This is a genomic window from Roseateles sp. GW821-FHT02E12, assembly GCF_059421665.1.
Genome location: NZ_JBWKVK010000004.1, coordinates 113,536 through 127,603, shown reverse-complemented (window position 1 = coordinate 127,603; position 14,068 = coordinate 113,536). Strand labels below are relative to the sequence as shown.

The window sequence follows — 14,068 nt, the reverse complement described above, 5'->3', positions numbered from 1 at the left end:
TTCCCCACTCCGAAAGCCTTTCTATGCCCATGACCGAACTCTTCACCATTGGCCGTGACGCCGTGGTCCGCTACGCAGGCCAGAACAACACAGCCGTGGTCAATCTCTCCCTTGCCTACACCTACGGCCAGAAGGACCAAGCCACCGGCAAGAAGCCCACGCAATGGGTCGATGCTGCCCTGTGGGGCAAGCGTGCCGAGGCGCTGGCCCAGTACCTCACGCGCGGCACAAAAGTCGTCGTCACGCTCGAAGAGCTGCACATCGAGACGTACACGAAGGACGGCGAAACCGGGTCGAAGCTCGCCGGCAACATCATCGCGATCACCCTGGCCGGGTCTCCGCAGGCTGCCGCACCCCAGGCCGCTCCGCCGCCGGCCCAGCGCCCCGCACCGCGTCCTGCGCCGGCCCCTGCCGCCAAGACCGGATTCGACGACATGGACGACGACATCCCGTTCTGAGTCGGCCATGAGCAACCGCACCGACCAACAGTACCGCGCCATCGCACGGCGCGCGTTCAAGCTCAAGCAGGACGGCATGACCACGCGCCAGATTGCCGCCGCCATCAACCGCCGGCCTGAACAGGTCAAGGGCCTGGTGCTGCTGGGCGAGCGGTTGCTGTCCGAGATCGAGCCGTGTGTCCCCCGGGAGGCCGCATGAAAGAGCGCCCCATCCTCTTCAGCGCGCCGATGGTGCGCGCGGTGCTGACCGGCACGAAGACGCAGACGCGGCGGGTGTTCCACCCTCGCGGCTGGGATCTGCTGAAGCTGCAGGCTTGGCGCTTCCTGCATGTGCTGTCGAACGCAGCTCTGTCCGCGCTCACCTGCAAGCAGCCTGGCGACACGGCCTATGCGGGGTTCATGACCTCGCCTGACTCCGGGTCTGCCACCTACTTCAAGTGCCCCTATGGCCAGCCTGGCGACCGGCTGTGGGTGCGCGAGACGGCTCGCTGCGACTACCGCGGCGAGCACACGCCCCCCGATAGGCCTGCAACCTGCGCCATCGGCGTCACCTATGCGGCCGGCGGCGGAAAGATGCAGCCCTACGCGCAGGCCGAGCGCGACAACTTCCCGTGGTTCCCCAGCCGCAGCACCAATGTGGACATGACGCCCCGCTGGGCGCCGGCCATCCACATGCCCCGCTGGGCCAGCCGCATCCTGCTGGAGATCGTCAGCGTGCGCGTGGAGAAGCTGCAGACGATCAGCGAGGCCGACGCGCTGGCCGAGGGCATCGCGCAGTTGCACGACGGCGGCTTCGGCCTGCCGGCCGGTGAGCACTACCACTTCAGCGACCCGCGGCAGAGCTACTTCAGCCTGTGGGAAGCGATCAACGGCCCGGGCAGCGTCGAGGCTAACTCCTGGGTTTGGGTCGTCGAGTTCAAGCGCGTGGAGGCCACCCATGCGTGACCACAAGAAGCGGCGTGTCACCACGCCGACCGCGACCCTCGATCTGATCGCCGCCGCCAACGGGCAGAAGACTGGCGACCAGCTGCGTCAGGAGGCCTGCGATGCCAGGCGCGCAGAGATTCTCGAAGCCATCGCTGCCGAGCCCGTCGCGCTGAACGCCAGCCAGCGGAGGAACCTGCGCAAAGTCATGGCGAAGGCCGGCAAGGACATCCTCGGTCGGCCGTTGGATGGCGAAGGCGGTGCCGCATGAGCAACTGCGCCTACGTTCGCGACACCTACGGGGTGCCCGCCTGCATCGGCCGTCGCATCACGCTTGACGGTCGGCCCGGCGTCATCGCCGAGGACCGCGGCCACCACATCGGCATCAACTTCGACGACTGCAAGCCTGGCGACGTGCGCCCGGCCCACCCGACGTGGAAGGTCGAGTACCTGGGCATGGGCACCGTCCGGCCGCTGACGCGCAGCCAGGCCCGTTACGAGGCCTTCCTGAACGCCGACAGCGGCCTGCGCTTCGGCGAGTGGCTGAAGTCCCGCAACTACCAAGGAGCACGGCCATGAGCCAAGCCACCATCGAGAAACCCGTCCGCCTGGCCGCCAAGCTCTACGAGATGCGCGACACCGCCAAGCGCCTGATGCGCGACAAGTACGCCGAGCGCATTGCCGAGTTCGGCAAGGTCGTCACCGCGGTTGCCAATAAGGAAGGCATCGACCTGTTGGCGGCTGCCACCGCCATCTGCAAGCACGAAGGCGTGTCGCCGATGGAGGTTCTGATGGTCATGGCCGCGACGGTCGAACTGCTGGAGCCGTCAGCATGAGCGACGACAAACCCACCCGATCTCCCGCCGAGTTGCTGCTGATGGCCGCCATCGCCTGCCCCCACGTCATCGAAGAGAAGCGCATCGTGCTGGACTTCGACGGAGCTAAGCCGGGCAACAACACGCTGAACCAGCTTTCGCTGCGGCTCAAGGCTGTGCTCACCGCCATCCATGCCCAGCCCCGGGCCTGCGCGTGCGGTGAGCCTGGGGCCGCTGGCGTCGTGCATCGGACGGACGGGCCTTGCCATTTGGCCGATCAATCCACAGCAGAGGGGGATGTGGAGAACGGCTCGGTCTTCGCGGAGGCAGCCGCGCTGTTCCTGAAGATCGATGCGCTGCTGAAGCCCCACGGCTGGCCGGCTCAGAAGATGCTGCGCGACTACGTGGAGCTTGTGAAACGAGCCATAGCCGCCGCCAATGTGCAGCCCAAGGGGACGCCAAGCGATGCGCAAATCCTCGCGGCGGCCCGAGCGCTGAACAAGCAGTGCTGCGACGAGTGCGGCACCGACGAGGAGGACTCCTGGAAGCTGTACGGCAACAGCTACATCATCGACGCGGGCCTGGCTCTGCGAGCCGCTATCGGTGTGACCGCACCCCCCTCGCCTGAGCCCGTGGCTGAGGTCAGCGATTGGTGTGCGCCGAACTCCCACAGCAACGAACCTGAGAACGAGGTCTTTTGGCTGAAGCGCGAGCGCCTGCCCGTCGGGACCAAGCTCTATGCCAAAGCCCCCGCGCCTGCACCTGAGCCTACCCGCGTCTTATTGGTTGACGGCGTACCGCGAGACGCCACAGAAGCTCACTCTCAGTTTGGGGTTTGCTGGGGGCGGACGACGCGGGGTGAGATTTTCATCGAGAAGCGGCTGGACGCCCCAGTGGCGACCCTGCATGACGACGGCTGTTTCACCTGGAAGCGTGACGAATTCCGGCTGCGATACGACCGTCAGCACGCCGGCTGGCGGATGGATGTCTATGCACGCCCCGGCCCATCACCCGCAGTAGAGGCTGAAGACGACATGCTGGAGCCACTGATCTACGCGGCGATCATGCACAACGGCACGCCGAAAACGGCGGCCGAGTTTGAGCGAGCTGCGCGCACCGTGGCCGAAATGCTGGAGCGACGGACGCCGGCAAGCGGTGAATGGCGCGGCCTGACAGGCGAAGAGCGAGCCGCCTTCGTCAACGAAATCTGCGATCACGGGACGGGCTTCGTGGCGCCTCTGTTCTCGTTGGCCGAGTCTTTGGAGGATGTCCTCAGGGCCAGAAACAGCGCCTCCCCTGCCGCTCCGGCGCAGGCCGAGGCCGATGCGAAGGACGCGACGCGATACCAAGCGCTTCGCGGAACGCTCGGCGTCAACAGTTTCACGTACGCACCGCGCATCACCGATCCGAGCAACGAGTGGCTCACCTACACGCCGGATGGCCTGGACAAGGTGTGCGACGAGATGGCCGCCGCCCTGGCAGCCAAGAAGCCCGCTTCCCGTCCCCCGGTACAGGACAAGGAAGGCGCGCGATGACGCCCACCAAGCCGACTTTGAACTGCCCCCACTGCGGCGGCCGCAGTGGGTTTCTGACCCGCATCGTGTTCACCGCCAAGCGGCTCTACGCCTGGGACGGGCAGGACGTGGACACCGACAGCTACGAGGTGGCATCAGAGACCGACCCACGTTGCTCTGACTGCGGCAAAGCCGTCCGCGCTCTGTTCAAGCCGGCCGCCGATCCCGTCCCCTCACAGCCCACGGGAGAGCAACCGTGAACGCGCCGATGACTTTGCCTTCCTGCGAGCAGCACGGCCAGATGGCTCTTCAGCCGCCCGGCACGCCCGAGCAGTCCTTCTGCGGCACCTGGTACCGCTGCACGCGGTGCACCAACACCACCCTGCTGGAGAGCCCTGGGCTTCGCGCCCAGCTCAACGCGCAGCGTCCCATCCCCTCACAGGGCACCCAACCATGACGATCAACGCCTACCCCCTGGCCTGGCCCATCGGCTGGAAGCGCTCCGCTGCCCGGCGTGACGCCAACTTCACGAAGTACAAGAAGCGCCTGTCGGTATTCGACGGCGTGGAGCGCGTGCTGCGTGAACTGGAGATGATGGGCCGCAGCCGCAATGACGCCGTCATCTCCACGAACGTGGAGACCCGCCTCGACGGCCTGCCGCGCTCCGACCGCAGCGAGCCCAAAGACCCTGGGGTCGCCGTCTACTGGCAGGACCGCAAGGGCGGCCGGAAGGTGATGGCGATCGACCACTACACCCGCGTCGCCGACAACCTGGCCGCAGTGGCTGCGACCCTCGAAGCTATGCGGGCCATCGAGCGCCACGGCGGCGCCATGGTGCTGGAGCGGGCCTTCACGGGCTTCACGGCCCTGCCAGCGCCTGAGGCTGCGAAGCACTGGCGCGACGTGCTTGGAGTGCCCAACACCGTCCAGACCGAGCAGACGCTGAAGGACGCCTATCGCCGCGCGGCCAGCGCGGCCCACCCCGACAAGGGCGGCAGCGACAAGGCCATGGCCGAGGTCAACGCCGCCTACGAACAGGCCCGGCGCGAGCTGGGCTACGCCTGATTCCATAACCGCCGGTCGCACAAAGGAATGAGCATGCAATACCTGCTGACCCAGCAAGAGTACGAGGCGCTGCACCGCGAGAAGAAGCTGCGCACCGACGACCAGACCGCCGAGCTGCAGAAGCTGTGCACCCTGGCAGCGCAGAACATCCCCATCGTGGTGGAGTGGGCCACCGACAAGACGCCGCGCCCGTGGGGCTGCATCCTGGGACCGCGCGAGAAGAACCCCGGCTACTGCGACCGATGCCCGGCCCGTGAGGTGTGCCCGCACGACGGCAAGGAGTGGTCGAAGTGAGCCGCCTGCAACAGATGAAGTGCACCAGGCACAACCTGGACTTCGCCTTTGACTCCGACCGCGTGCGTGAACTGGGGCAAGAGCCGGCCCTGATGTCCTGCCCGATGTGCACGCGGGCCACCGTCGAGCGCCTTACCGACGAAGCCGACAAGCTGCGCGGCCACCGCGACCTGCTGCTGAAGGCCATCGACCTGAAGGCGCTGCTTGAGCCTGTGGCGCCGGCCTAAATCCCATCCCCCATTGCCACACACACGAGGAGCCCATCATGGGTCGAGAAGTTCGCCGCGTTCCCGCCGACTGGCAGCACCCCAAGCACGCGGTGCCAGACTACCGCACCGGCCTAATGGTCGAGCGATACAAGCCGCTGCTCGGCGGGGACTGGTCGCAGGCTGCTCGCGAGTGGGACACCGAGCGCGAGAAGTGGGAGCGCGGCGAGTTCCCCGATTACGCGAGCGAGGAAGGCCGCAATCTGCCCTACGACCAATGGAACGGACGCCGGCCCTACAGCGAGGACTACATGCCCAACTGGCCCGCCGAGCAGCGCACCCACTTCATGATGTACGAGGACACCAGTGAAGGCACGCCGATCAGCCCGGCCTTTGCCACGCCCGAGGAACTGGCCCGCTGGCTGGTGGACAACAACGCCAGCGCATTTGGCAGCGACACCGCCAGCTACGACGCATGGCTGCGCGTGGCGCGCGGCGGCTGGGCGCCGTCAATGATTGCCAGCGCTGCTGGCGTCGTGAATGGCGTGGAAGCTGCCGCCCAGCTTGCCGACTGAATCTAAGCCCCTGCCGACCACCATGCAAAACACCCTACTTCAAGGCGCCCCGGTCATCGTTGACGGTTGGCAGCGTGATGCTGCCAATGATCCGATGTTTGACGCCGCACAGGAACCGAAGCCGTGACCGACCCGAACAGCATCACGCCCGAATCCGGCTGCGCAGGCATGAACTGCAAGGCGCCTACAGAAGAGCACAGCCCCGAGTGCCATGCGCAGCACGCGGCAGCGGCTGCTGGCGGCGTGTTCGTCAAGCTGGGCATCGACTGGGCTGCGCTGGCGTCGTCGGCCCCGGTTGCCCATCGCACGCGGTATCGAAGCGAGCCCGGCATGATCGGGCACTACCCGTGGGCCTACAGGGACGGGTTCCCGTGGCCGCCGACGATCCGCCCCCAGTTCGAGACCGAGACCCTCTACAACTTCGAGCAGTTCCGCAGCCACGCGGCTTCCGCCGCCGGCTACCTTCTCGCCGCCTCTGGCCAATGGCTGACCAACGACGCCACGCACAAGGCCTTCGGTGAGGCTGAGCGCGCTGCTGGGCGGCTGGAAGCTGAAGCGCCGATCCGGGCAGCCGTGACCGCCTACTACACCGCGCTTGACGCGCGCCAGCATGGCGGGGTCGCTCAAAGCTTTACCTTCAGCGCCATCGAGCGCGCGCTCGGCATGTCGTGGAGCGCGCACCAGGCCGCCAGCAAGGAGGGCGCCAATGGCTGAAGTCACCATCACGATGCCGCTGGGGCTGACGCCCGAGATGATCCGCGCCGTGCGCGACCACGAAACCACCCGCTGCGGCAGCCACGAAGAGTGGCACACCAAGCTGGGTTGGCTGATCTGCGCTTATGACGTGCTGGTGCAGGCGCGCAATCCTGGGGTGATCGTCTGGCAGGAGGGTCGCGCTCCATGACCGGCTTTCCTCCCACTGTCGACGTGGACGGCGCCGCCGACCTGATGAAAGTCCACCCGCAGACCGTGCTGGACAAGATCGCCAGCGGCGAGCTGCGCGCCGGCAAGCTGGGCCGCAGCTACGTCCTGATGACCGCCGACGTGCTGCGCCACATCGAGGAAGCCATCGTGCGCGAGACGGCCGCGCGCATGCGGACCCCGCTCAAGCCCAAGGCCCCCAAACAGCGCCGCCTGACAAGCCCGGCCTGATGGTCACCACAGCCGCGTGGCCAAATCTGACCCGCGCAGGTTGGCGTAGCGCATCAGCATCCGCTGGGACTTGTGGCCAGTGATCTTCATGATCTGCGTCTCGCTCAGCGTCGTGCGCTCAAAAAGCCTGCTGGTGGCCTCGTGCCGCAAGTCGTGGAACGTCAGGTCGCCGAACCCTTCCGTCTCGAAGATGCTGCCGTACAGCTTGCTCAGGAAGTGCGTGGTTCGCTTCAGCGCCCGCTCTGAAGAGTCCCCGCCCCACCACGGGTAGAGCAAGTTGGCGGGCGCCCCAGCGGGCAGCGTCCGCACCTTGAGGTAGGCCTGCAACTCGGCCTTGGCCACGCTGCTCAATGGCACCTGGCGCTTGGTGCCGTTCTTGGTCTTGTCGAGAAAGATCGTCGAGCGGGCAAGGTCAACCTGCGACAGCTCCAGCGTGTACTGCTCGCGCATACGCATGGCCGACTCGACAGCGACGATGTAGTAGCAGCGCAGTGCCGCCTGGAACTCCAGCGGCCTCGGGCGTTGCTTGCGCGGCAGGACGCCCAGCTCGATGCGGGCCAGGGCCTTCTCGAACTCGCCTTCTTCCAGCCGCCTTTCGCGCTCCACGTCAACGCGCTTCACGCCGGCCAGCGCCTCGTCGCTCTTGCTGTACTGCGCATAGCCCTCGGCCAGCGTGCGCAGGGGGTGGTCAGGCATCGTCAGCAGGCCCTTGCGCATGCCCCAGTCCGTGCAGCGGGCCAGCGCCCCGACCTTGGCCCTAATCGATGTCGGCGCGAGTTTGTCGATGCGCTTCAGGTCCGCGATCCAGTCGTCCACCCATTTGGTGGTGATGGCGGCCAGGGGTGTCGTGCCGCTACGCTTGGAGATGACATCCAGTTCCGCGCGATCCTTGTTGCTTGGGTGGGCCTCTGCCTGGAACAGTCTGGCCAGCTGCTCGATGTTCGACACCTTGGCGTCTGCACGGTGCTCAGTCGGCACGATGCCGCGATCCAGCAACGCATCCAGCCGAGCGGCGTAGGCATCGCCTTCCACCTCGCTCGCAAAGGTCAGATAGAGGGGTTTTTCAAGCACGCCCGCGCGCTTGAAAACATACTCGAACTTGCCTGTTCTGGTTTTGCGTTTGCCGGCCATGTCGTGCGCGCCCTATCTCGTGGAGCGACGCACTTTACGGCGGTTTGCCGGCTGGTTGGCGCCTGATTTTGGCTGGTCGAGGCGGCCTGTGGCTGCCTGCCAGGCTGGTTTATACCTGGCGATATACCCAGGAAAATCACAGTAAGTAGTTGATTTTCAATGGGTTTAAGTGGTGGGCGCTGACGGGCTCGAACCGCCGACAATCTCCGTGTAAGGGAGGTGCTCTACCAACTGAGCTAAGCGCCCGGGAATTCCGGGACTGACCTGGGTTTCAGTTCACGGCGTCTTTAAGCGCCTTGCCTGGTTTGAACTTGGGCACCTTGGCCGATTTGATCTTGATCGCCTCATTCGTGCGCGGGTTGCGGCCGGCGCGCGCGGCGCGTTTGGTGACACTGAACGTGCCGAAGCCTACCAGCGAGACCGTGCCGCTCTTCTTCAGCGTCGTCTTGACGCCACCGATCACCGCTTCGAGCGCACGGCCAGCAGCAGCCTTGGAGATGTCGGCCTGCTTGGCGATGTGCTCGATCAATTCGGACTTGTTCACTCGTGCCCCCTCATGACAATTCAGCGGGTTGTTGAGCCCTGCATCCATCAAAGGCTGCAGGACTGCGATGCAGATGTCGATCCCGCGCACTACGCAGCCATGAGAGGCCGCTGAGGCGGCCGTGGCGCGCGCGGGGAAGCGGATTCTAGACGCGCGTCCGGCGGTCGGCGGGGCGGGAAAAGTCCCGATACAACTCGGTGTCCGGGTCGGGTCGCGGCGGCGCGCGGTGGGGTTCAGCGCGCCTTGGCGCGGATCTCCGGCAGGGCCTTCTGCAGGTAATAGACCATGGACCAGATCGTCAGCACGACCGCTGCGTAGATCAGCACGGTACCCCAGAGCCGCGTCGGGATCAGGCCGAAGAGCTGGCCGTCATACAGAAGGAAGGGGATGGCGACCATCTGCACCGTCGTCTTCAGCTTGCCGACCATGTGGACGGCCACGCTGCGCGAGGCACCGATCTGCGCCATCCATTCACGCAGCGCGGAGATCGCGATCTCGCGGCCGACGATGACGAGCGCCACAAAGGCATTCACCCGGCCGAGTTCCAGCAGGATGAGCAGCGCCGAGCAGACGAGGAACTTGTCGGCAACCGGGTCCAGGAACGCACCGAAGGACGAGGTCTGGTTGAGCTTGCGGGCCAGGTAGCCGTCCAGCCAGTCGGTCAGCGCGACGACGATGAAGAGCACCGTCGCGAACAGGTTCTGGTGGGCCGACTTGATGTCCAGGTAATACACGCCGACGATCAGCGGGATGGCCACGATGCGGGCCCACGTCAGCAAAGTTGGCAGTGTCAGGAACATTGCAGGGTCCGCACGGCCGCCCGAAAGGCACTGACGCCCCCTCGGGGGGCAGCGAACAAAGTGAGCGTGGGGGCCAACATGCGTTGCATTGTGCCCAAGCCGGAGTGCTGCCCCAGAACGGGGCTGAGGGACTGTGGCAAGAAGGTATCAGTTGAGGCTGAGCGGCTTGAAGCGCCGGTCCTCCTCAAAGAGGAAGGTCTCGGTGAACTTCCAAGGCTCGGGCATGCGGCGCACATCGCCGAAGGGCGCGGCGCGGTGGATGGCGTCGATGGCCAACTGCAGTGTCTCGGGCGCGAACCTGGGCTTGCGGATCACGTTGACGTGGCGCACGCTGCCGTCGGCCTTCACCTCGACTTCGAGCACGATGACGGTCAGCAGATGCGTCGGCGCCTGCGTCATGAAAGTGCCCTGCGGGTTGGCCATGACGAGGCGCTCTGCCGCCTGACGGCGCAATTCCTCGTGCGTGCGTACCGCGCGCGGCGCGGGCAGGCCGAGTGGCTTGGGTGCGGCCACGACGGCGGGCGACGGCAGCGGCGCAGGCACCGCAACGGGTGGCGGCGGTGGCGCCGGGGCCGGCGCGCGGGGTGCAGCCGTGCAACCGGCCAGCACCGGGCCGATCAGCCAGCGAACGGCGCGCTTGAAGTAGTCGACTGTGGGCACGGTAGGCTTCCTTGGTTTCGCGCTCGATGCAGCGCGCGGTAGATCTTTTCGGTCAGCTCGCGCGTTCTGCACGTCAGTGCAGCGCGCGGTAGATTTCCTCGGCGAGTTCGCGCGAGACGCCCTTCACACTGGCCAGCTCGTCGACGCTGGCGCCCGCCACGCCGCGCACGCCACCAAAGCGCTGCAGCAGTTGCGCACGTTTCTTCGGCCCGACGCCGGGCACATCTTCCAGCCGCGAGCCGCCGGTGCGCGTGGCTGCGCGCTTGGCCCGCATGCCGGTGATGGCGAAGCGGTGGGCCTCGTCGCGGATCTGCGCGATCAACATCAGCGCGGCGGAGTCGCGGCCCAGGTAGACCTTCTCGCGGCCATCGGCAAACACGAGCTCCTCCAACCCGACCTTGCGGCCCTCGCCCTTTTCCACGCCAGCGATCAGCCCCAGGTCCAGCCCCAGCTCCTCGAAGACCTCGCGCGCCATGCTGACCTGGCCGCGGCCGCCGTCCACCAGCACGAGGTCGGGCAGGCGGCCGGTGCCGAGCTGCGCGGCCTCGGCCATCTTGCTGTAGCGCCGTGTCAGCACCTGGCGCATGGCCGCGTAGTCGTCGCCGCCGGTGATGCCCTCGATCGTGTAGCGCCTGTATTGGCTGCTTTGCATCTGATGCCCCTCGAACACGACGCAGCTTGCCATCGTTGCCTCACCTGCGGTGTGGCTGATGTCGAAACATTCGACACGGAACTTGTCGATCTCCGGCGGCGACAGGTCCAGCGCGTCGACGAGGGCGCGGGTGCGCGCCTGCTGCGAGCCTTCCTCGGCCAGCAGCCGGGCCAGTGCCAGCTCGGCGCCCTTGACGCACATCTCCTGCCAGATGCGCCGCTGGCCGCGCGGCTGAGCCTGCACGGTGACACGGCTGCCGGTCTGGACGCCCAGGGCGTCGGCCAGGCCGGGGTCGACGCCCTCGCTGACGACGACAAGGCCGGGCGCCGGCGACGCCAGGTAGTGCTGGGCCATGAAGGCCTCCAGCACCTGGCGTTCGGGCGACAGCGCCTCCTCATCGTCCAGCACGATCGCGGTCGCGTCGTCAACATGCTTGGGGAAGAAGGCGCGGTCACCCAGATGCCGGCCGCCACGCACCATCGCCAGGTTCACGCAGGCGCGGCCGCCCTGCACCTTGACGGCAATGATGTCCACGTCGCGCTCACCGCCGGTTGCGCTGCTCTCCTCGATGACCTGCTGCTGCAGCACTTTGGACAGCGCCTGGATCTGGTTGCGCACCTCGGCCGCCAGTTCGTAGTGCTGGCCTTGCGCGAAATCCATCATCTGTTCCTGCAGCGCGGCCATGACCTCATCGGTTTCGCCGCGCAGAAAGCGCTCGGCACTGGCCACGTTGCGCGCGTAGTCGCCGCCCTGCCCGGCCGGCACGCAGGGGCCGGAGCAGCGCTTGATCTGGTGCAGCAGGCAGGGCCGGCTGCGGTTGTTGAAGACGCTGTCCTCGCAGGTGCGTAGCTTGAACACCTTCTGCATCAGCTGGATGGACTCCTTCACCGCCCAGGCGCTGGGGAAGGGGCCGAAGTACTGGTGCCGCTTGTCCACCGCGCCTCGGTAGTACGCCATGCGCGGGTAGGCGTGCGAGGTGATCTTCAGGTACGGGTAGCTCTTGTCGTCCCGGAACAGGATGTTGAAGCGCGGGTTCAACGTCTTGATCAGGTTGTTTTCCAGCAGCAAGGCCTCGGCCTCGGTGCGCACGACCGTCGTCTCCATCCGCGCGATGCGCGAAACCATCATGCCGATGCGCGTGCCACCGTGGTTCTTCTGGAAATAGCTGCTGACGCGCTTCTTCAGGTCCTTGGCCTTGCCGACGTAGAGCACGTCGCCCTTGGCATCGAAATAACGGTAGACGCCCGGCAGCGCCGGCAACGCATTGACTTCGGCCACCAGCTTCTCGCGCACCTCGCGCGCGGCGGCCGCCATCTCGGCGGCGTGTTTCTTCTCGGCCGCCTCGACGGCTGCGCGCTCGGCGGACCCGTCGGCCTGCTGCGGCTCTTCGGGTTCGGTGTTGGAGGGGGTCGGGGTCGACATGGCGCCGGATTTTGGCCTGGGACAATCGAGGCATGAGCAAGCCGATGCTTTGGGACATCTTTTGCCGCGTCATCGACAACCATGGCGACCTGGGCGTGTGCTGGCGGCTGGCGCGTGATCTTGCTGCGCGCGGGCAGGTAGTGCGGCTCTGGGTCGACGATGCATCCGCGCTGGGCTGGATGGCGCCACAGCGCCCTGTTGGCGTCGACGTGCTCGCCTGGCCTGAGGGTGATGTGGGTGATGTGGGTGATGTGGGTGATGTGGGTGATGTGGGCGATGTGGGCGATGTGGGCGATGTGGGCGATGTGGGCGATGTGGGCGATGTGGGCGATGTGGGCGATGTGGGCGCGCAGCCCGGCGATGTCGTCATCGAGGCCTTCGGCTGCGAACTGCCGCCGGCCTTCGTCGCCCGCATGGCCGCGCGAACGCCAGCGCCGCATTGGATCAACCTCGAATATCTCAGCGCTGAAGACTACGTCGAACGCAGCCACGGCCTCGCGTCGCCGCAGTTCCATGGCCCGGGTGCCGGCCTGACCAAGCATTTCTTCTACCCCGGCTTCACGCCGCGCACCGGCGGCCTGCTGCGCGAGCCAGGGTTGCTGGAGCGCGTCGCCGCCTTCGACAGCGCGGCTTGGCTGGCCGATCACGGCTGGGCGCCGAAGCCGGGGGAGCGGGTCGTCAGCCTGTTCGCTTACGCCAACCCGGCCCTGCCCGCGCTGTTGGACGCATTGGCTGCACAGCCCACGCTGCTGCTCGCCTGCCCGGGGCCGCTGCAGGCCCAGGTCGCCAGCAGGCCAGGCCTTCGCACCATCGCCCTGCCCTATCTGCCGCAAGACGACTATGACCAGTTGCTGTGGGCCTGCGACCTGAATTTCGTGCGCGGCGAGGATTCCTTCGCCCGCGCGCAATGGGCCGGCAAGCCTTTCGTCTGGCAGATCTACCCGCAGCACGACGACGCCCACCACGCCAAGCTGGAGGCCTTCATGACCCGCGCCGCGCTGCCCCAGGGCTGGCGTTCGGTCTGGCGCGGCTGGAACGGCATGGGTGCCTTGCCTGCGTCGCTGAGTGGCCTGAAAGATGCCGCCGCCCACGCACCAGCTTGGCGTGCGCAATTGGCAACCCAGCCCGATCTGCTGACGCAGCTGCGGGGATTCTTAGGGGTTTCCAGCTAGAATATTGGGCTTTGCCGCGCCAAGCCGGAGTTCTGGAGTCTGGTGCGCTATCTGCCCGAGCCTTGACGCCTAAAGGCTCAGGCCATCAATTCGAGATACTCACCATGAAACTCGCTCAAGAAATCCGCGCCGGCAACGTGATCATGCAGGGCAAGGACCCGATGGTCGTCCTGAAGACCGAATACAGCCGTGGTGGCCGTGGTGCCGCCACCGTGCGCATCAAGATGAAGAACCTGCTGAACGGCGCTGGCGCCGAGCTGGTCTTCAAGGCCGACGACAAGATGGAGCAGATCATCCTCGACAAGAAGGAGTGCACCTACACCTACTTCGCCGACCCGATGTATGTCTTCATGGACACCGAGTACAACCAGTACGAAGTCGAGTCCGAGAACATGGGCGATGCCCTGTCCTACCTCGAAGACAGCATGGCCGCGGAAGTGACCTTCTACGACGGCAAGGCCATCTCCATCGAACTGCCCACCAGCGTCGTGCGCGAGATCGAGACCGAGCCGGCCGCCAAGGGCGACACCTCGGGCAAGGTCATGAAGCCCGCTCGCCTGAAGGGCACCGGTTTCGAAATCTCCGTGCCGGCGTTCGTCGAGAACGGCGACAAGATCGAAATCGACACCCGCACTCACGAGTACCGCAAGCGCGTCTAAGCCTCGCAGCGGCTCTCGCAACAAA

At 66.3% G+C, this 14,068-nt stretch carries 23 protein-coding genes and 1 tRNA gene; 18 read left to right on the top strand and 6 right to left on the bottom strand.

Translation table 11 applies throughout. The annotated features are described in order from the left end of the window. Positions 1 to 29 precede the first annotated feature (29 nt). From AC07V5_RS23525 to AC07V5_RS23450, 16 genes are all read left to right on the top strand, one after another. Positions 30 to 458, top strand: a complete 429-nt coding sequence (locus AC07V5_RS23525; RefSeq protein WP_495118149.1) for a single-stranded DNA-binding protein — start codon at positions 30 to 32, stop codon at positions 456 to 458. Positions 459 to 465: 7 nt separating this feature from the next. After that, positions 466 to 657 (top strand): hypothetical protein, encoded by a 192-nt coding sequence (locus AC07V5_RS23520; protein ID WP_495118148.1) that lies wholly within the window; start codon positions 466 to 468, stop codon positions 655 to 657. Next, the gene (locus tag AC07V5_RS23515; protein ID WP_495118147.1) at positions 654 to 1,403 is read left to right on the top strand and encodes a hypothetical protein; all 750 of its coding nucleotides are present in this window, start codon (positions 654 to 656) and stop codon (positions 1,401 to 1,403) included. The genes AC07V5_RS23520 and AC07V5_RS23515 overlap by 4 nt, the downstream gene beginning before the upstream one ends. Next, complete coding sequence (locus AC07V5_RS23510) at positions 1,396 to 1,653, top strand: hypothetical protein (protein WP_495118146.1); 258 nt, start codon at positions 1,396 to 1,398, stop codon at positions 1,651 to 1,653. The genes AC07V5_RS23515 and AC07V5_RS23510 overlap by 8 nt, the downstream gene beginning before the upstream one ends. Continuing rightward, positions 1,650 to 1,961: a hypothetical protein gene (locus tag AC07V5_RS23505; protein WP_495118145.1), complete on the top strand. Its 312-nt coding sequence runs from the start codon at positions 1,650 to 1,652 to the stop codon at positions 1,959 to 1,961. The genes AC07V5_RS23510 and AC07V5_RS23505 overlap by 4 nt, the downstream gene beginning before the upstream one ends. After that, complete coding sequence (locus AC07V5_RS23500; RefSeq protein ID WP_495118144.1) at positions 1,958 to 2,218, top strand: hypothetical protein; 261 nt, start codon at positions 1,958 to 1,960, stop codon at positions 2,216 to 2,218. The genes AC07V5_RS23505 and AC07V5_RS23500 overlap by 4 nt, the downstream gene beginning before the upstream one ends. Then, positions 2,215 to 3,732 (top strand): hypothetical protein, encoded by a 1,518-nt coding sequence (locus AC07V5_RS23495; protein ID WP_495118143.1) that lies wholly within the window; start codon positions 2,215 to 2,217, stop codon positions 3,730 to 3,732. Before AC07V5_RS23500 ends, AC07V5_RS23495 begins: the two co-directional genes overlap by 4 nt. Beyond that, the gene (locus AC07V5_RS23490) at positions 3,729 to 3,971 is read left to right on the top strand and encodes a hypothetical protein (RefSeq protein WP_495118142.1); all 243 of its coding nucleotides are present in this window, start codon (positions 3,729 to 3,731) and stop codon (positions 3,969 to 3,971) included. The genes AC07V5_RS23495 and AC07V5_RS23490 overlap by 4 nt, the downstream gene beginning before the upstream one ends. An 8-nt stretch (positions 3,972 to 3,979) precedes the next feature. Next, on the top strand, positions 3,980 to 4,168 hold the full coding sequence (locus tag AC07V5_RS23485; protein WP_495118141.1) for a hypothetical protein: 189 nt from the start codon (positions 3,980 to 3,982) through the stop codon (positions 4,166 to 4,168). Further along, positions 4,165 to 4,776, top strand: a complete 612-nt coding sequence (locus AC07V5_RS23480; protein ID WP_495118140.1) for a J domain-containing protein — start codon at positions 4,165 to 4,167, stop codon at positions 4,774 to 4,776. Before AC07V5_RS23485 ends, AC07V5_RS23480 begins: the two co-directional genes overlap by 4 nt. A gap of 33 nt (positions 4,777 to 4,809) precedes the next feature. Further along, entirely contained in the window at positions 4,810 to 5,070 is a 261-nt protein-coding gene (locus AC07V5_RS23475; protein ID WP_495118139.1) for a hypothetical protein, read from the top strand. Continuing rightward, positions 5,067 to 5,297 (top strand): hypothetical protein, encoded by a 231-nt coding sequence (locus tag AC07V5_RS23470; protein WP_495118138.1) that lies wholly within the window; start codon positions 5,067 to 5,069, stop codon positions 5,295 to 5,297. Before AC07V5_RS23475 ends, AC07V5_RS23470 begins: the two co-directional genes overlap by 4 nt. Before the next feature lie 38 nt (positions 5,298 to 5,335). Beyond that, positions 5,336 to 5,851, top strand: coding sequence for a hypothetical protein (locus AC07V5_RS23465; protein ID WP_495118137.1), 516 nt, complete (start codon positions 5,336 to 5,338; stop codon positions 5,849 to 5,851). Positions 5,852 to 5,974: 123 nt separating this feature from the next. Next, on the top strand, positions 5,975 to 6,565 hold the full coding sequence (locus AC07V5_RS23460) for a hypothetical protein (protein ID WP_495118136.1): 591 nt from the start codon (positions 5,975 to 5,977) through the stop codon (positions 6,563 to 6,565). Then, positions 6,558 to 6,755: a hypothetical protein gene (locus AC07V5_RS23455; RefSeq protein WP_495118135.1), complete on the top strand. Its 198-nt coding sequence runs from the start codon at positions 6,558 to 6,560 to the stop codon at positions 6,753 to 6,755. Before AC07V5_RS23460 ends, AC07V5_RS23455 begins: the two co-directional genes overlap by 8 nt. Further along, positions 6,752 to 7,003, top strand: a complete 252-nt coding sequence (locus tag AC07V5_RS23450; RefSeq protein WP_495118134.1) for a helix-turn-helix domain-containing protein — start codon at positions 6,752 to 6,754, stop codon at positions 7,001 to 7,003. Before AC07V5_RS23455 ends, AC07V5_RS23450 begins: the two co-directional genes overlap by 4 nt. 3 nt (positions 7,004 to 7,006) lie before the next feature. On the opposite strand, the gene AC07V5_RS23445 is transcribed toward AC07V5_RS23450, so the two are convergent. From AC07V5_RS23445 to uvrC, 6 genes are all read right to left on the bottom strand, one after another. Further along, positions 7,007 to 8,074: a tyrosine-type recombinase/integrase gene (locus AC07V5_RS23445; protein ID WP_495118133.1), complete on the bottom strand. Its 1,068-nt coding sequence runs from the start codon at positions 8,072 to 8,074 to the stop codon at positions 7,007 to 7,009. Between the two features lie 230 nt (positions 8,075 to 8,304). After that, a tRNA-Val gene (locus AC07V5_RS23440) sits at positions 8,305 to 8,380 on the bottom strand. A 25-nt stretch (positions 8,381 to 8,405) separates the two neighbouring features. Then, positions 8,406 to 8,678: an HU family DNA-binding protein gene (locus AC07V5_RS23435; RefSeq protein WP_495118789.1), complete on the bottom strand. Its 273-nt coding sequence runs from the start codon at positions 8,676 to 8,678 to the stop codon at positions 8,406 to 8,408. 233 nt (positions 8,679 to 8,911) lie between these two features. Next, positions 8,912 to 9,478, bottom strand: coding sequence for a CDP-diacylglycerol--glycerol-3-phosphate 3-phosphatidyltransferase (pgsA, locus tag AC07V5_RS23430; RefSeq protein WP_495118132.1), 567 nt, complete (start codon positions 9,476 to 9,478; stop codon positions 8,912 to 8,914). 147 nt (positions 9,479 to 9,625) lie between these two features. Continuing rightward, a complete protein-coding gene (locus AC07V5_RS23425) occupies positions 9,626 to 10,138 on the bottom strand; it encodes a hypothetical protein (protein ID WP_495118131.1) in 513 nt (170 codons plus the stop codon). A 73-nt stretch (positions 10,139 to 10,211) separates the two neighbouring features. After that, positions 10,212 to 12,212 (bottom strand): excinuclease ABC subunit UvrC, encoded by a 2,001-nt coding sequence (gene uvrC / locus AC07V5_RS23420; protein ID WP_495118130.1) that lies wholly within the window; start codon positions 12,210 to 12,212, stop codon positions 10,212 to 10,214. A gap of 32 nt (positions 12,213 to 12,244) precedes the next feature. Here uvrC and AC07V5_RS23415 point away from each other — a divergent pair, with 32 nt between their 5' ends. Continuing rightward, positions 12,245 to 13,384, top strand: coding sequence for an elongation factor P maturation arginine rhamnosyltransferase EarP (locus AC07V5_RS23415; RefSeq protein WP_495118129.1), 1,140 nt, complete (start codon positions 12,245 to 12,247; stop codon positions 13,382 to 13,384). 104 nt (positions 13,385 to 13,488) lie between these two features. Continuing rightward, positions 13,489 to 14,043, top strand: coding sequence for an elongation factor P (gene efp / locus AC07V5_RS23410; RefSeq protein WP_056201666.1), 555 nt, complete (start codon positions 13,489 to 13,491; stop codon positions 14,041 to 14,043). Positions 14,044 to 14,068: the final 25 nt, after the last annotated feature.